The sequence below is a fragment of the Acinetobacter pragensis genome (assembly GCF_001605895.1).
Classification (GTDB): domain Bacteria; phylum Pseudomonadota; class Gammaproteobacteria; order Pseudomonadales; family Moraxellaceae; genus Acinetobacter; species Acinetobacter pragensis.
In genome coordinates, this window is sequence record NZ_LUAW01000011.1 from 155,217 (window position 1) to 168,583 (window position 13,367).

The 13,367-nt window shown below is 36.3% G+C and carries 21 protein-coding genes and 1 tRNA gene; 15 read left to right on the forward strand and 7 right to left on the reverse strand.

Annotated elements, in window-relative coordinates:
• Positions 1-61: 61 nt before the first annotated feature.
• From AZH43_RS18520 to AZH43_RS03175, 7 genes are all read right to left on the reverse strand, one after another.
• The gene (locus AZH43_RS18520; RefSeq protein WP_067666513.1) at positions 62-571 is read right to left on the reverse strand and encodes a hypothetical protein; all 510 of its coding nucleotides are present in this window, start codon (positions 569-571) and stop codon (positions 62-64) included.
• An 18-nt stretch (positions 572-589) separates the two neighbouring features.
• Complete coding sequence (locus tag AZH43_RS03150) at positions 590-1,099, reverse strand: hypothetical protein (RefSeq protein ID WP_067666516.1); 510 nt, start codon at positions 1,097-1,099, stop codon at positions 590-592.
• A gap of 66 nt (positions 1,100-1,165) precedes the next feature.
• On the reverse strand, positions 1,166-1,507 hold the full coding sequence (locus tag AZH43_RS03155; RefSeq protein WP_067666518.1) for a hypothetical protein: 342 nt from the start codon (positions 1,505-1,507) through the stop codon (positions 1,166-1,168).
• A gap of 106 nt (positions 1,508-1,613) precedes the next feature.
• On the reverse strand, positions 1,614-2,279 hold the full coding sequence (locus AZH43_RS03160) for a hypothetical protein (RefSeq protein ID WP_067666520.1): 666 nt from the start codon (positions 2,277-2,279) through the stop codon (positions 1,614-1,616).
• Positions 2,272-3,372 (reverse strand): hypothetical protein, encoded by a 1,101-nt coding sequence (locus tag AZH43_RS03165; RefSeq protein ID WP_067666523.1) that lies wholly within the window; start codon positions 3,370-3,372, stop codon positions 2,272-2,274. The genes AZH43_RS03160 and AZH43_RS03165 overlap by 8 nt, the downstream gene beginning before the upstream one ends.
• Positions 3,372-4,325 (reverse strand): hypothetical protein, encoded by a 954-nt coding sequence (locus tag AZH43_RS03170; protein WP_067666525.1) that lies wholly within the window; start codon positions 4,323-4,325, stop codon positions 3,372-3,374. The genes AZH43_RS03165 and AZH43_RS03170 overlap by 1 nt, the downstream gene beginning before the upstream one ends.
• Positions 4,326-4,343: 18 nt before the next feature.
• Entirely contained in the window at positions 4,344-5,123 is a 780-nt protein-coding gene (locus AZH43_RS03175; RefSeq protein WP_067666527.1) for a LexA family protein, read from the reverse strand.
• A gap of 1 nt (position 5,124) precedes the next feature.
• On the opposite strand from AZH43_RS03175, the gene AZH43_RS03180 reads away from it, so the two are divergent.
• The 15 genes from AZH43_RS03180 to AZH43_RS03250 all read left to right on the forward strand — a co-directional run bounded on the left by AZH43_RS03180 (position 5,125) and on the right by AZH43_RS03250 (position 13,365).
• Positions 5,125-5,373 (forward strand): transcriptional regulator, encoded by a 249-nt coding sequence (locus tag AZH43_RS03180; RefSeq protein WP_067666529.1) that lies wholly within the window; start codon positions 5,125-5,127, stop codon positions 5,371-5,373.
• Between the two features lie 21 nt (positions 5,374-5,394).
• Positions 5,395-5,841, forward strand: a complete 447-nt coding sequence (locus AZH43_RS03185; protein WP_067666531.1) for a phage regulatory CII family protein — start codon at positions 5,395-5,397, stop codon at positions 5,839-5,841.
• A 56-nt stretch (positions 5,842-5,897) separates the two neighbouring features.
• Positions 5,898-6,329 (forward strand): hypothetical protein, encoded by a 432-nt coding sequence (locus tag AZH43_RS18820; RefSeq protein WP_227509771.1) that lies wholly within the window; start codon positions 5,898-5,900, stop codon positions 6,327-6,329.
• Positions 6,326-6,646 carry a hypothetical protein gene (locus tag AZH43_RS03195; protein WP_067666533.1) on the forward strand — a complete coding sequence of 107 codons (321 nt, stop codon included), beginning with the start codon at positions 6,326-6,328 and terminating at the stop codon, positions 6,644-6,646. Before AZH43_RS18820 ends, AZH43_RS03195 begins: the two co-directional genes overlap by 4 nt.
• Positions 6,643-7,053 (forward strand): HNH endonuclease, encoded by a 411-nt coding sequence (locus tag AZH43_RS03200; protein ID WP_206598953.1) that lies wholly within the window; start codon positions 6,643-6,645, stop codon positions 7,051-7,053. The genes AZH43_RS03195 and AZH43_RS03200 overlap by 4 nt, the downstream gene beginning before the upstream one ends.
• Positions 7,050-8,108 (forward strand): replication protein, encoded by a 1,059-nt coding sequence (locus tag AZH43_RS03205; protein ID WP_067666535.1) that lies wholly within the window; start codon positions 7,050-7,052, stop codon positions 8,106-8,108. Before AZH43_RS03200 ends, AZH43_RS03205 begins: the two co-directional genes overlap by 4 nt.
• Positions 8,105-8,365 (forward strand): hypothetical protein, encoded by a 261-nt coding sequence (locus AZH43_RS03210; protein WP_067666536.1) that lies wholly within the window; start codon positions 8,105-8,107, stop codon positions 8,363-8,365. Before AZH43_RS03205 ends, AZH43_RS03210 begins: the two co-directional genes overlap by 4 nt.
• On the forward strand, positions 8,362-8,505 hold the full coding sequence (locus AZH43_RS18525) for a hypothetical protein (RefSeq protein ID WP_161485904.1): 144 nt from the start codon (positions 8,362-8,364) through the stop codon (positions 8,503-8,505). Before AZH43_RS03210 ends, AZH43_RS18525 begins: the two co-directional genes overlap by 4 nt.
• Positions 8,502-8,942, forward strand: a complete 441-nt coding sequence (locus AZH43_RS03215; RefSeq protein ID WP_067666537.1) for a hypothetical protein — start codon at positions 8,502-8,504, stop codon at positions 8,940-8,942. The genes AZH43_RS18525 and AZH43_RS03215 overlap by 4 nt, the downstream gene beginning before the upstream one ends.
• 178 nt (positions 8,943-9,120) lie before the next feature.
• Positions 9,121-9,408: a hypothetical protein gene (locus AZH43_RS18030; protein ID WP_081406762.1), complete on the forward strand. Its 288-nt coding sequence runs from the start codon at positions 9,121-9,123 to the stop codon at positions 9,406-9,408.
• Positions 9,409-9,505: 97 nt separating this feature from the next.
• Positions 9,506-9,582: transfer RNA gene (locus AZH43_RS03220), tRNA-Met, on the forward strand.
• A gap of 1,048 nt (positions 9,583-10,630) precedes the next feature.
• Positions 10,631-10,834, forward strand: coding sequence for an acyl-CoA thioesterase (locus tag AZH43_RS18825; protein WP_067666539.1), 204 nt, complete (start codon positions 10,631-10,633; stop codon positions 10,832-10,834).
• Between the two features lie 233 nt (positions 10,835-11,067).
• Positions 11,068-11,340: a hypothetical protein gene (locus tag AZH43_RS03235; protein WP_067666541.1), complete on the forward strand. Its 273-nt coding sequence runs from the start codon at positions 11,068-11,070 to the stop codon at positions 11,338-11,340.
• Between the two features lie 763 nt (positions 11,341-12,103).
• Positions 12,104-12,658 (forward strand): RusA family crossover junction endodeoxyribonuclease, encoded by a 555-nt coding sequence (locus AZH43_RS03245; protein WP_227509777.1) that lies wholly within the window; start codon positions 12,104-12,106, stop codon positions 12,656-12,658.
• Positions 12,658-13,365 carry a helix-turn-helix domain-containing protein gene (locus AZH43_RS03250; RefSeq protein WP_067666547.1) on the forward strand — a complete coding sequence of 236 codons (708 nt, stop codon included), beginning with the start codon at positions 12,658-12,660 and terminating at the stop codon, positions 13,363-13,365. The genes AZH43_RS03245 and AZH43_RS03250 overlap by 1 nt, the downstream gene beginning before the upstream one ends.
• Positions 13,366-13,367 lie beyond the last annotated feature (2 nt).

The following is a 13,367-nucleotide window of genomic DNA, read 5'->3' on the forward strand; positions in this document are numbered from 1 at the left end:
TTTTATGTACCAGTGGGCGACTACACCAAACCAATTGGTTATCTAAAATTTAAACAAATATCTAAGAAATACTGCTTTGAATTATCCGAGCTAGTGTCCCTAGATTATCCCAACCCAAATCCACAATTTTCGTTGTCAGGTGTTTTATACTCTCGGCAGAAAGCGATCGAAGCCCATCAAGCAATTTGTGCTTATCAGCAGGGGGTAAGTCAGCTGCCATGATCTTAGATTCCAATAGTAGTTTAAGTTGATCGGCTTCAAATTTAACAGTCACCACACCCAATATAGCTGACAAGCCACCATCATTAGCCATGAAGTCTGCGCCTTTTTGGGTTAGTCGAGTGAATCCAAGGCTAAACAAGTGACTTCCTGATCCACCCAATTCAAAACGAATATGAATACTTTTTGGTTCAAGCAACTCATGAGACTGCAAATAGAATAGATTTGCATAAATTTTTCTGAGTTGCTCCTCGTTTGAGTTATTAATCAGATCCGAAAAGTCATAGGGAGATGGATAAACATCTGCCATCTTGCTCATTAACTCTAGTTGCAGTTGCCTATCAAGCAGCATTTTCTCTCCTTAAGTTTATTAGAAAGAACTCAACCACGTTCCAATTACAGTCATTGCACCCGGTAGATTATCAACACACTCATCCAGTAGTTTTGTGGTCAGGTGTTTTATGGACTCGGCGGGAAGCTCTTCGAGTGCAAGAGTCATTGACTGCTTTTGCTCTTGGCTTAGATCCGATTCATTAATTTTAGTACTAATAATGGCTTTCAGAGTTTCAGTTTCAAACCTGATCGTTACCACGTTTAAGATGGCCGATAGACCACCATCATCTTTTAGAAAATCCAAGCCTTTTTCGGTAATTTCTGGCTTCATGACAAGAATGGAGCCGCCCCCATTTCCAGATGTACTATGCACCACTTTAGTGGAGTTTTCGGTAAGGAGGCCGTGACCCTTGAGATAGTTCAAATTGACAGCAATTTTATAATACTCAGGAGTATCTGGCTTTCGCTCGTAATCAGTCCATACAAATGGGTAACATTCTGCGATCTTACTCAACAACTCAAGCTGTAACACTCGATCTAAAATCATATTTTTCTCAATTTTAAAGACCCGCGTCGGGTTCGTAATTTTAATGAATTCTTTGTTTGAAACAGATCATTCACACGTAATGCTTAATTTTTCTTTGTAGTAATTCAAAGCTATATCTAGGTCTTTTAATAGCTGTGCTTCAGTGTAATCATTTGGCTGAAGTTTCAATAGTGATGGCATATAGTTGGTTTTGTATTCTGTAGGGTAATCCTTGCAGATTATGTTGATTTGCTCAGCTTTAGATGTGTTTGGGCTATCAAGCTTATCCAGATAGCTGCCGATAATGATATCTGATTTTTTAAATTGAGTCTCAGCTGCGGCATGTGTCTTCGGGTCTTCGGCCTGTTGCTTTTGGCAGCCGGTGATTGAAATTGCTAGAAGCAGGGCAATAATTAGTTTAGTTTTCATAGTTTTGTCTTGTTGTTATTGGTGGGTGAATTATATGCGGAAATATGAAAAAGAAAACCCAAAAAAACTAGTAGGGTGGTGAAGATATTTATTCCAAAATTTTTAATTAAATTGGTAAATTATCAAAAATAAAATTTATTACATCATCCTCATCTAGCCCAATAAATGAAAAATTAGATTCCTTTGTAACGATAAATTTAATATTGAAATATTGCTTAAAATATAAGTCAATTTTATAAATAGAATAATGGTTGGTTTTTAATAGTGATGTGTATGCTTCTAATGAATTAATATCTTTATTTTGAGTGTAGAAAATATTTTTTGAAAATATATTGTTAGGGTATAAACCATCTCTAAACTCTACTTTTGAGATGTAGTCAATCTTGTCGCGCCAGTAATCAAGCAAATTAAGCAGATTTAAGTCTTCCTTGGATAGGAAAAAGTCAAAATGAAATAATTTTGACAAAAAGTTTTTTAAATTTGAGATGCTTCTAGGTTGATTTATAATAACAAAGTTAAATGTAGTTCTATTATATATTCTAAAAATAACCTCTTTTGTTGAAAGTCTCTCTAAAGATTTTTTTATATTATTGGTGTCATAATACTCTTCAATAATAACTTGATTGAGAGAATACTTTAGCTCGATATATTGCAATCGCTTTCTAGAAATGGAAATAGACTCATTAATCCTGGCAGATTTATTTTCAAAATAATCTGCCAATTGATTAAAATTAGAGGGGAATGATGCTGTATAAAAGCTTAATTTACTCATCGCCAACAACCAGACTATTATTATACTCTTCAATAGTTCTATCAAAATTTTTATATAAAAATCCATCAAAAAATTTAAAAAAAATAGATTTTTCATTGTCTTTAAATTTGTGACGATCTAGAGTATACCGCTCACCTTTTGAATTTTGTTTATAGTAGCATTTTAGGTCATAGAAAAATCTGGAACAGTCTTTGACATTAAGAAAGCCTGCATTGATCTCTAGTAGTTTTTTGTCTTTCGTATCTTCTACATGCCAAGTAATTTCTGTAATGTAATGTCCAAGTTTTTTTAAGCCTTTATACAAATCATTGGTATGTAAGGATGATCCAGATAATTGAGCTGATTTAAGAAACCCTTCTTCTTTTTCCAGATCTTCTTTAACCAACTCCACAGCTTTATTGTTTTTACTATGGTGTAATTTAATTTTTTTAACATCGCGGAGTTGATATCTATTATCATCTAAAATAATTAAATTAATAAAGAAATTAGTTCTATAATCAGATATCTTAACGTCTTTTAAACTTACCTCTTTTGATTTTAGAGTCCCATTGGATTTCCCCGAAACTTTTTGAATAATATTATTAATAATTGGTTCTAAGACTTCCTCAGAATCAAATCTAAGGATGACATCACTTCCATTCTTTTCAACAGTAATTTTCTGGTCTTTTAATGGTTTTTGAATTAAACGTGTATTACTTAGCTCTACTGAAGAAGTTGTAAGATTAACTTCATATTTATTCACACCTTTTCCAGCATGACTCATTTGATTATCAACATATTGAGGCGCTATTTCTTGTATTGCTTCTTTAAAATATTTAAATTCCGCACCAGAAAACTGCATAGTAGTTGTTTTTGCATTTTTTTCATCATGATTTATGCTATCAAGCAAAGCTTTTAATTTATTCCAATCAGAAACTTGAGTTGAAATAAAATGGCAAATTGATTCTCTATTTTCATTATTAGATAAAAAAACTCCGTAGTTTCTACAAATTTCTAATAGCTTATCATCTGGTAACTTTTGTTTTTGACTGTAAATTGCATCAAAAATTTCTCTATCAGAAACCAGCAGGTTATCAAATCCAAATTTTTTCATTATCTTAAAGCCATTCCAATTTCAATTTCGCTAAACTCTGTCGTAAAGTGCTTGATCTTTTGAATATCAATTTTATTTAAGAGATCTTTTAGATCAGGATCTTTAATGTTTAATAAGCTTTCACATTTTCTAATTGCATTTTTAAAATTTGCAGGTGCAAATGCACATTGTTCAAGTTGATAAATAGTAATCTTACTTTCAATATCAAGTAGTTGATGATGTCGTAAATAGTCAATTAAATAAACAAATTCATCAATCTCTTCACCCTCAGCTCTATAGAAAATAATAACAGTTTTAAGGGTTTTGTCTTCTAGAATGATGAAAGGTGATTTCAAAAGTTCAATAGTGGCTGCTTTACTATTACCAATAGTAGCCTGATCTTTTCTTTGAGGGTAAAAAAAAGTGTAATCGCTTGATATTTGCTTCTTATGTTGTAGTCGACCAAGATGTAGAGCAATATTATTTAACCAATAAATATCACTAGGATCTAATATATATAGCCTGCTATTTTTGGGAGTATTAATACTAATATTTGTAACTTTATTAAATTTTGAAGTTAGTGATTTTATATATTTATTATCATGATTATAGATAAACAACATACCATGCACTTTAAAATCTGAAGCACCTTCTAAATACAAAGTTTGCCATTCTTCGCTTATTTCAGAACATTCCACTTGCATTGAAAGGCTTTGCAAGACTTCATTTAGATTTAAACTGCTTAGAGTGCTCTCAGAAAAACTTTTGAGATCAGTATGAATATAAGTAACTGTGTTTGTGTATGGATCATTGTAATAAAAGACGACATCTGCTGGATGAGTATTTTTCTCATGCTCAGCATTTTCACATTTCCAATTAAGGTCTTCAAAAGTACATTTTTCCCACCCAAAATAATTAAACAGTTCTTCAGAAATTAGAGCAGCCATTTTGCCAATATTGCTAGTTTCAGCCATTTTTTATACCTAAATTAATTAAACATCCCGATACAACCCAACAACTTTCCCAACCAACTTACAGCCATCCTCCAAAGCAATTGCTTTCTCAGACCATTCAGGGTTTAAAGGCTGCAGATACATATTGTCTGTTTCTACGATCAGCTTTTTAAAAGTTGCCGCTTTTCCGCTTTCACTAGAAACAATAACTAGATCTCCGGTTTTTAAATCACTCACTTGAAAGTCAGGATTTACATAAATTTTGTCGCCAGGGCGGAAGTCAGGGAGCATGGATTCACCTGAAACTTCTAAGCCATAGCCATGCTTCCCGCATTTAGGATTTGGCGGTAACCATTCTTCAAATTCTGTTCCGGCAGGAACGGCTTCTACGGTTGTCCACGAGCCAGCTTGTACCCATGAAATTACTGGAACTAGTCTGCCAGCAACAGGGAATGGAGCTGAAACATTTGGTTCAATGCCAGTACCATGATCTAAATAGCTAATATCAACATTAAATTTTTCAGCCAAAGTCTGCATTTTTTCTTCACGTGGTTTTGCAATGCCAAGCGTATATCTACGAGCCATTTCATACGTAACTTCAATAGCATCTTTAAGCTGGTTCACTGTCTTAATTGGCGAACCATCTTGTTCCATAAGGCTTTTGAGTCTTGATGCAAATTCAAGATATTTAGCTGATTGCACTTTGGATTTCTTTCCATTTTCTACCACTGGTAGAAGTTTACCTCGTATTTTTAGTTGCACCAATTCTATTTTAGGTAGTATATTATCTTCTACTTTAAGTAGTTTTATTGAGTGCATTATGTCATCTCCAAAAGATGCTTTAGAAAAAGCTATAAAAATTGCTGGCAATAAATCAGCTTTAGCCCGTGGCTTAGGCATTACACCTTGGGCTTTAAGTAAGTGGAATTTCAATAAAATTCCAGAAGATCGATGTTTGCCAATTGAGGAATTAACTAAATCAAAAGTTAAAGCAGAACAGTTGCGGCCAGATATTAATTGGGCGTTTATACGTTCTACCCAAAATAGTAATAAACCCGCCATCCAATAAACACGTTCAAAAGGAACTGCCATGAACATATTGGATGCCGCCCATCACACTGTCCGCCAATTTAAAGGCGGGGCAGCCGCACTCGCTGTCCGAATGGGCATGCGCAGCGTTGCAGTGCTCAACAGCAAAGTGAACCAAAACACAGAGACACATCACCTCACGCTGATGGAAGCCTCAACCATTATGGCCATTACAGGGGATTACCGAATTTTGCAGGCCTTATGCGCCGAGCACGGCAAAGTGGCCATCAATTTGCCCAATATCCCTGAATGCAGAGATACCGCGCTGACAGATTTGGTTTTGAGTATTGGAATGAATGGCGGGGATATATGTGCGCAGTTCAAAGAAATGATGGCAGACGGTCGGATCACACGCGGCGAAGCCATAGACATGTCCAAAGTTATCCATGCCATGCATGAAGTCTTGGCAGAACTGGAAATGCAGATCAACAAATGTGTAGAGCAATAAAAAAAGCCTGACGGTTCAGGGCAGGCTTTAAACATCCATAAAAAGTGGAGCAATTTATGAATAAATCCAAAGTAGCACAGAGCATTCTAGGTCACAACCAGCAGGGCGTTATGAACAACAAATCGCAACATGACTTAACACGTGAAATTGAAAAGCGCGAATTTGAATTAGGTTTAGCGCCTGACGATGCCTATGTAAAAACTGCAGAAGATTTCATAGCTGGTGATGTGGTCGTGTTTATGGATGAATCCAAAACAGACCGCTTAATGACTGTTTTTAAAGTACAGCGTAATGGTGTGCTGCTGGACGGAAACAGAAACTTTGCCTTAACGCATCTCATTCGTTCTGCCACAACTGCAGAGCTTAAAGCTAAACAACGACTGCCGGCGCCCGCTGCGCTATTTGTTTCTGCCAGCCATGAAACTGGCAGTCGGGATGAATCCATACACCTAATTCGTGCCTTAGGCGCACAAGGCTGGGTCACATGAGCCATGCATTTCAAAAGATATTGGATCAAAAACAGCTTCATAGCATTCAGTCCTGGTATGAGCCGGCATTGCATCTGCTGGAAGAGCTAATGGAAGCAGCCAAACAAAATTTGCAAAAGCGCAATTACAACGAAGCGAATGCAGCCATACAGCGCGATATATTCCGCGATCAGCTGCAGCGCAGATACCGCATACCCATGTACACCGTTCTTGAAATAGAAAAGAGCATGGGCCGCGCGGGCGTTATTGAATTTATAGGCGGAAACTTTGTGAAGCCAGCAAGCAAAGAAAGCCAGAGTGGAGAGGTAAAGCCATGAGCTACGATCAAAGAATTTATTGTGTTTTATGTCATCACAGAGAAGTCTTTAATCCGATTTTCAGAATGAATTCGCAATTTCAGCTTTGCGTAGAATGCGCGAGAGAAATTGCAAATTTGTATGTATTCGATTTTGAAGTTCGTTGGATTGATTCCGATTTTGAAGACAAATATGGTCCAGCACCAAAAAGTAAAGTTCGAAAATCATTGCCCCGTCAAATTAGAGAAACCGTCTTTATCCGTGATGGCCGTATATGCAAGCACTGTGGTTGTTTTGATAATTTAACAATCGACCATATTCATCCAGTAACCCGTGGCGGCACAGATGATCTAGAGAATCTGCAGGTTCTTTGCCGAAGTTGTAACTCTAAGAAAGGCACGAATATTCAGGGCGGGAGCAAGCTATGAGCAGGTTTGTCCCAAACTCATTTCAGATCACCAATGCCTTTGTTGATGAAGCAATGAATAAGCTTAGTGATGCCTCTATCAAGATTTACTTGCTGATCGTACGGAAGACTCGCGGTTGGGGAAAGGAGAGTGATTCATTATCATTGACTCAATTGGAGGAGTTATCGAGGAAAAGCCGTCCAACGGTGGTGAAATGCCTTAATGAGCTAGTAAAAGTTGGTCTTGTTCAGAAGCGTAGTCAATCAAAATTTGGCAATGTTTACTCCTTAATTGATAACTACAACATTGGAGAGATTATTAAATTCCCTAGTAAAAAAAATTTACTAGTTAAGGACTTCACTCCATTCGAAAATGAAGTAGTTAAAAATTTTAACCAGCAAGTTTTTGGCTATAAAAAAGTCAAAAATTCAGCTCAAAAAATTAGCGAAATTCGCCTAAATTTTCCTAGTAAAAATTCTTTACTAGTTAAAAGTTTTAACCAGACTAGTAAAAACTTTTTACCGCAACTAGTAAAAATTTTTAACACACATAAAACAACTATCAAAAAACACTATCAAAATAAAAAAAAGAGCTGGTTGGTTTTGAAAAATTTGAAAGAAGAAATTGTTCTGGCAAATAATTCAATACCAGTTGAAAAAATCACTGAGGCGACTTGGTTTAATCGAGAGCTTGCAGCATTTGAAAATTTTAATGCTGACAAAAACCACAATCAGGAGTTTTTAACATACCTGTTTGCAGATTGGCTGATACGCGCATATTTCAAATACGAGAAACAGGCTCATGCCAAAACATTGTCGGATAGATCCCAAGCATCTGGTTCAGTAAAACCATCTCCAGATCCAAAACACCTCACTGAAAAACAGATTGCTGTGTTTGCACAGAAACTGGCGCATCACAGTGAATTCGCCAGCAAGTTCAGCGAACCCGGCGACAGCTACGAAAAGCTGGCTGCCAAGATTGCCGTCAAACTCGAAGATCCAGCACAAGCCAAAAAATGGGAAAAATACCTCAAGCAGGTGGGCTTCACTGGAACGATCGCAAGGGAAGTCGCATGAACCAGGCGAAGCGTACCTACCTGAACCTGATGATCTTCAAAATCATTGCTGAGTGCAAAGGCCGTATCTCTGTACAGCAGATCCACCAGCAGATTGAACCAAACATGGGAATGTCAGTACGCAGCCTACAGCGCTACATGAAGGGCTTAGCGGAATGGGGGCTGATTCAGGCAGATGGCAAAACACCTCAGGGTTTTAAACTTTCTGAACATGCGAAAAGCATCTTCAAGGAACTAGCTGGGAGCGCGGCACATTGAACAGCGTATACATTGGTGAAATGGAAAAATATAACGCGGCGGCGGGATTGGGTTATCAGGTTTACCAGTTCAGCACAGAGCAAGTGAAAAGCAGTATGGCAATACAGCAAGTTGAAAAAATGATAGGTGGTGTGGAATGAATACAGCGGCGAAAATTGAAGTAATGGATTGGGCTAAATTTACAGCTGAGGAGTGGTTTAAGCAGTACGGGGCCTACATTCAAACCTGCCGCATGAAATCAGGTAACGCGCCAGACTCGCTGGGTATTAATCAAATCTTCTGGCTCATTTGTGAAAACAATAAAGGCGTGACAGAACGTAGAAATCAATTGGTATGCCAGATAAGCGATTTTGAAGCTGATGAAGTACGCAAATTAATTATAGATTTAAAATTTTCAAACCGAATCTGTAATTCTGCGAAAGTGGCAGTAAACTTTTTTATTGAAAGGAATATCCGAGGGATGTCACTCCGCCAAATGGAAAATGAATTTAAGCTTGGAAAGACTTCGATCGATAATATGATTTTTGCAGGAAAGTATTTCTTAAATGGCCATGATAAAAGACTGAGAATTAATTGATTGTCCGGACAGCATATGGCATATTTCTGTTATAGTGACCGAAGTGTATGTAAAGCACTAAAGTTAGTTAAAAGCTCGCCAAGTGGTGGGCTTTTTTAACGTCTGCCTTCACGAAGCTTTTGGGCTTTTAAAAGAATAAAAATGGTATAGTGAGTTTGTCGTTTAAGTACCTTATTTTATGTCTGAAATCTATAAATATCTCTGCACTCAAATTAGTACATTTGGGTCATTACCAACGCATAAAGTTTTTATAACTAGCGTAGGCAGGAAGACAAAATTAGTTTTCGCAGATAACACGTTTGTTTATGGCACTGTTTCAGATTGGGCTTTAAACCATTCAGGCCTTGATTCAAGAAAATCAGCATGGTCGGAAGAACCTAAATCATTTTTAGAAGATGAAAAAAATAGATTGGGCCTATACAAGGCTTCACATCCACTATTCATAACAGAAGCAGGCATAGGTTAGTTTTTAAGATTTATTGGATTTAACCATGTCATAAGTGGTTATATTTTAATAAAGTTTGCTTTGTTAATACTTAGGGCGTATAACTGCACTACGTTGATGCGGGATGGAGCAGTCTGGTAGCTCGTCGGGCTCATAACCCGAAGGTCGTTGGTTCAAATCCAGCTCCCGCTACCAACGTAAAAATTAAAAGTTTATATACCTACCTTCCACTAGAGGTAGGTATTTTTTTGCCAGTTGTTTTATTCCTAGCTGTTTAAAAATGAATTCAGCTGGTACCTAAATCTAAGAGATTCAAATGCTCCGATTCTTAAAATGCTTATTTAGCTTTCATGGCGCAATTGAAATTGACTACACGATTGATGATGAAGCAATCAAAGTGTGCCGTGACTGCTTAAAAGAAGTTAAGTAATTTGCCTAACGTTTTACTGCACATAAAATCCCGTTCAATATGCATTATTGGCGGAGTTTCATTTTTTCTCTTATTGCTTTGAATGCGTTCAATCTAGGTAGTCATTAATAGACTATTGTAAAAATAATTTACAAATGAAACATAAAAGCATCTAAAGATATGTGAAATGAAACATAGTCTCTATATTTTCTATACCTTTCAAGTAATTTCGAGTGTTAGATTCTTATTCATACTTATTAATATAAATTAAAAGTATAAAAGATTGAACATTTATAACCTTACTTAAGGCAGACAATTAAGTAGGGTTTTTTTATTTATAAAATTTTACACTTATATAATCCGAGTGTTAGATCAATTATTTATATCATTGATAGTTAAATTTATTTTTTTATTCTTGGTGTTTTTGAAATTTTAACATTTGGTATATTTTGCAATTTAGAATTAATATGAAATTAGATATGTTACAAGCCTACATTAAAACAATGAGAATAAAGAACCATGATTAAGACCTGTGAATTGCATATATTGCATCAAATATACGATTTCCTTGCGGAGAGAGATGAGTTTCATAAAAAAACTCCGAATACTCAAGTCATAGAATTTTTTAAAGAACTGAACATTGGTAATCAATCAGACTTTGTTCTTACAAGCCCCAGTACTGTGTATGGTAATTTTGGGCGTGTGTCTAAAGTAAGTTTGTCGAATGCACCTCTTTTTAGAGAAAAAGATAAATTTATTAAATGGGCTTACGCTCAAGTACAGTAAAGCCTTGTCGGGGTTTTGTTTTGCAATTTATGGGTTAAAATAGTGGTCATGAAAAGATCACGAAAATTAGCAGTTCCACCCAAAATTAGCTGGACCACTGAACAAGATATTTACCTAATTGAAAATAGTACTCTTGATATCAGCCAATTGTGCATTCAGTTGGCTTTTACAGAAGAGCAAATTATAGAAAGAAAAGAAGTTCTTGGTTTGATCCGGCGTGAAAGGCAAATGAGAAGATTTAGAGGTAAGTAAAAAAGCCCCGTTATTTTGCGGGGTTTTTCTTTTGAGGTCCAACAAGTTGCGGATGCGGGATGATTTGATATTTGCGCTTGAAATTTAAATGAATCTATATCTTGTTGCTTAAATATGAATTATTGTTATTTCCTTATAAAAATTATGTATTTAAATGTAATAAGTAGTCAGTGATTGTGTTTGGAATACCCTGTAGATTACTGGGCTGATAAGGGGTAACAAGGAATATAATCATGCCTATCGATAGTTCAAAATTAATAATTGAACAAATATATAATTTTATAATTGAAAAACCCCAGATTAGATATCAGAGTAAATTTATGCAATTAGCAATTTTCTTCGGTGAATTACATGAAGTGCATAAAAAAGACTTCCAGGCGACTAAACCATTTATTTATAAGGGCGTTTTTAATGGTGAAACAAGAAAAATATCAGCCCTTGGAGCGCCAGAGTTTTTTGATAAAGAAAAATTTTTAAACTGGGCTGCAGGTAAAATAACAGACTAAATACAAAACCACCACTGGGTGGTTTTCTAATGGACGAAATATTTTAAGATGTATTTAATATATATCTTAAATAAAATTATCTATAATTTCGATTGCTTAAATGCATCCCGAATCAGCGCAAATGATAAAGGTGAAGCTTCATAGGAAACTATGGGGCTTTTTTAATGGATGTAATTTATGGTTGCTGATAGCTAATTGTGGGAAACCCATAAGCACCCATCCAAAACTAAGCAACGCATTAAGCCCTATAGTGGATGGTATTTATAAAAAAGTTAGATTGATGATATTTAAATTTTTTTTCATTTCATGTGATTGCAGGGCATCTATTTTTTTAAATTATATTTTTTTTATTAAAAGATTTGAAATTAATTTAAAGCCTTATCTAACCAAAGTATGTCGCGCTGTGAAACACCCTAACGACTTTTAACAGTTCGAACCTCTGAAGGGTTTAATTAAGTGCCGTATGCCTACCATCATTATGATTGAAAGAAAGCATGTTGAATATAAATCCTATCTGTACGTTAGGTGGTGAAATTTTGACACTGTCTCAAAATGTAGATGCCATAACGCTAGAAGTTTAAGCAATCCAGTATTGCAGATGAAGCAGCAAATTTTTGCACTTTTATAATTAGGAGTGAAAGTGAAAAATAGTCGAAGTGCATGGGATATTTGGGCTAAAAGCAATTCTGGCTCATTCTCAGATCCTTTTGAAGTAAAGAAAACATACCGAGCAGCGCGTGAACGCCGTGCGCTTGGAAGTGACATCATTTATCCATGTTCATTAAAAACAGAAGTGGTTAATGAAGACTCTGTACACCGTGGTAGCACAGGCGGGATTGTGATTACCGGGGAAACTTTCATTACAGTGAAATTGCCTTATGGTGTGAGCGCTAATGATATTTGGCGTGCAACGATTGATGAAAATGGAAAGCAGAGAAACAGCCTTTCGGTCAGTGCAAAAAAATTTAAGAAAAAGGTATATGAGACTTACGCGCCAATATTCAAAGCCCTGAAATGGAAGGCATTGAATAAAGAGTGTGAAGTGCGCCTAATGGTGCAGCCACCGCTGAAAACCCGCAATTACAGCTCTAAAACTTATCCGCGCTTTGATATCGATAATTATCCAAAATTACTGATCGACTCACTCAAAGGCAGAGAAATGCTTTTTAAAGATGACAATATTTTTGTCAGTGAAAAGATCGAATTTGCAGAACCAACACAAGACGGCTGTGTCTGGCTTTCATGCATATTTATTGAAGAAACGAATTGGCTTGAGAAAAAAGTAGATTTTGATTGGCTTGCAGGGAGGTCTATCTAATGGCGAAACATACTAATTTGGAAACACGTGCAATGATCGGCCGTAAGCTGGCATTAGCGCGTGAGCGCAGCGGCATGCTGCAGCACGAAGTTGCTATTGAATTGTTTGGTGTAGAGCAGAAGAACCGCATTTCAGAAATGGAAAATGGTAAAACACTGCCGGATGCGGAACTGCTTCAGGTCATGTGCAGCCTCTACCATGTATCAGTTGATTGGGTGCTGGGCTTTACGATCAATCCTGAGCTGAATGAAACTGAATCCGTGGCCGGTGTTCTTTTTAATAGTGTGGGCGATCTGCTATCAGAAAATCTAAATGCCCTTACTTTTCAGCTTTCATTGCTATGCTCAAATCATATATCGAGTTTTCCAAAGTCATTAAGCCTGCAGCTTTTAGAGCACTCTAAAATAGTGGTTAATGAATATTTAAGCCTGAATCATTTGGATCAGGCAAATGACGCACAATTTAAGCAGTCTATTATGGACTTGATTCAAACGGTCAAAGCATGTGAAAAGGACAGAGCGATTCAGTTCAATTCAATTGCCAAAGGCATGGAAGATATATTTGAGCGTGATGAAAATGACGTTCAGGAGAAGATTCTTTTAGATTTGAAAAAATCAAAAAAAAGCCGCTTTACCCAAACTACGCTTAAGAAAGGCAGCGGTGAAGACAAGCAATTGGATTTTTTAGCAGGGGAAGGATTGAGATAAGT

What these genes read in the sequence shown, in the direction of transcription:
- AZH43_RS18520 (WP_067666513.1), bottom strand. Translation starts at nt 571, where the DNA reads ATGCTGCTTGATAGGCAACTGCAACTAGAGTTAATGAGCAAGATGGCA.
- AZH43_RS03150 (WP_067666516.1), bottom strand. Translation starts at nt 1,099, where the DNA reads ATGATTTTAGATCGAGTGTTACAGCTTGAGTTGTTGAGTAAGATCGCA.
- AZH43_RS03155 (WP_067666518.1), bottom strand. Translation starts at nt 1,507, where the DNA reads ATGAAAACTAAACTAATTATTGCCCTGCTTCTAGCAATTTCAATCACC.
- AZH43_RS03160 (WP_067666520.1), bottom strand. Translation starts at nt 2,279, where the DNA reads ATGAGTAAATTAAGCTTTTATACAGCATCATTCCCCTCTAATTTTAAT.
- AZH43_RS03165 (WP_067666523.1), bottom strand. Translation starts at nt 3,372, where the DNA reads ATGAAAAAATTTGGATTTGATAACCTGCTGGTTTCTGATAGAGAAATT.
- AZH43_RS03170 (WP_067666525.1), bottom strand. Translation starts at nt 4,325, where the DNA reads ATGGCTGAAACTAGCAATATTGGCAAAATGGCTGCTCTAATTTCTGAA.
- AZH43_RS03175 (WP_067666527.1), bottom strand. Translation starts at nt 5,123, where the DNA reads ATGCACTCAATAAAACTACTTAAAGTAGAAGATAATATACTACCTAAA.
- AZH43_RS03180 (WP_067666529.1), top strand. Translation starts at nt 5,125, where the DNA reads ATGTCATCTCCAAAAGATGCTTTAGAAAAAGCTATAAAAATTGCTGGC.
- AZH43_RS03185 (WP_067666531.1), top strand. Translation starts at nt 5,395, where the DNA reads ATGAACATATTGGATGCCGCCCATCACACTGTCCGCCAATTTAAAGGC.
- AZH43_RS18820 (WP_227509771.1), top strand. Translation starts at nt 5,898, where the DNA reads ATGAATAAATCCAAAGTAGCACAGAGCATTCTAGGTCACAACCAGCAG.
- AZH43_RS03195 (WP_067666533.1), top strand. Translation starts at nt 6,326, where the DNA reads ATGAGCCATGCATTTCAAAAGATATTGGATCAAAAACAGCTTCATAGC.
- AZH43_RS03200 (WP_206598953.1), top strand. Translation starts at nt 6,643, where the DNA reads ATGAGCTACGATCAAAGAATTTATTGTGTTTTATGTCATCACAGAGAA.
- AZH43_RS03205 (WP_067666535.1), top strand. Translation starts at nt 7,050, where the DNA reads ATGAGCAGGTTTGTCCCAAACTCATTTCAGATCACCAATGCCTTTGTT.
- AZH43_RS03210 (WP_067666536.1), top strand. Translation starts at nt 8,105, where the DNA reads ATGAACCAGGCGAAGCGTACCTACCTGAACCTGATGATCTTCAAAATC.
- AZH43_RS03215 (WP_067666537.1), top strand. Translation starts at nt 8,502, where the DNA reads ATGAATACAGCGGCGAAAATTGAAGTAATGGATTGGGCTAAATTTACA.
- AZH43_RS18030 (WP_081406762.1), top strand. Translation starts at nt 9,121, where the DNA reads ATGTCTGAAATCTATAAATATCTCTGCACTCAAATTAGTACATTTGGG.
- AZH43_RS18825 (WP_067666539.1), top strand. Translation starts at nt 10,631, where the DNA reads ATGAAAAGATCACGAAAATTAGCAGTTCCACCCAAAATTAGCTGGACC.
- AZH43_RS03235 (WP_067666541.1), top strand. Translation starts at nt 11,068, where the DNA reads ATGCCTATCGATAGTTCAAAATTAATAATTGAACAAATATATAATTTT.
- AZH43_RS03250 (WP_067666547.1), top strand. Translation starts at nt 12,658, where the DNA reads ATGGCGAAACATACTAATTTGGAAACACGTGCAATGATCGGCCGTAAG.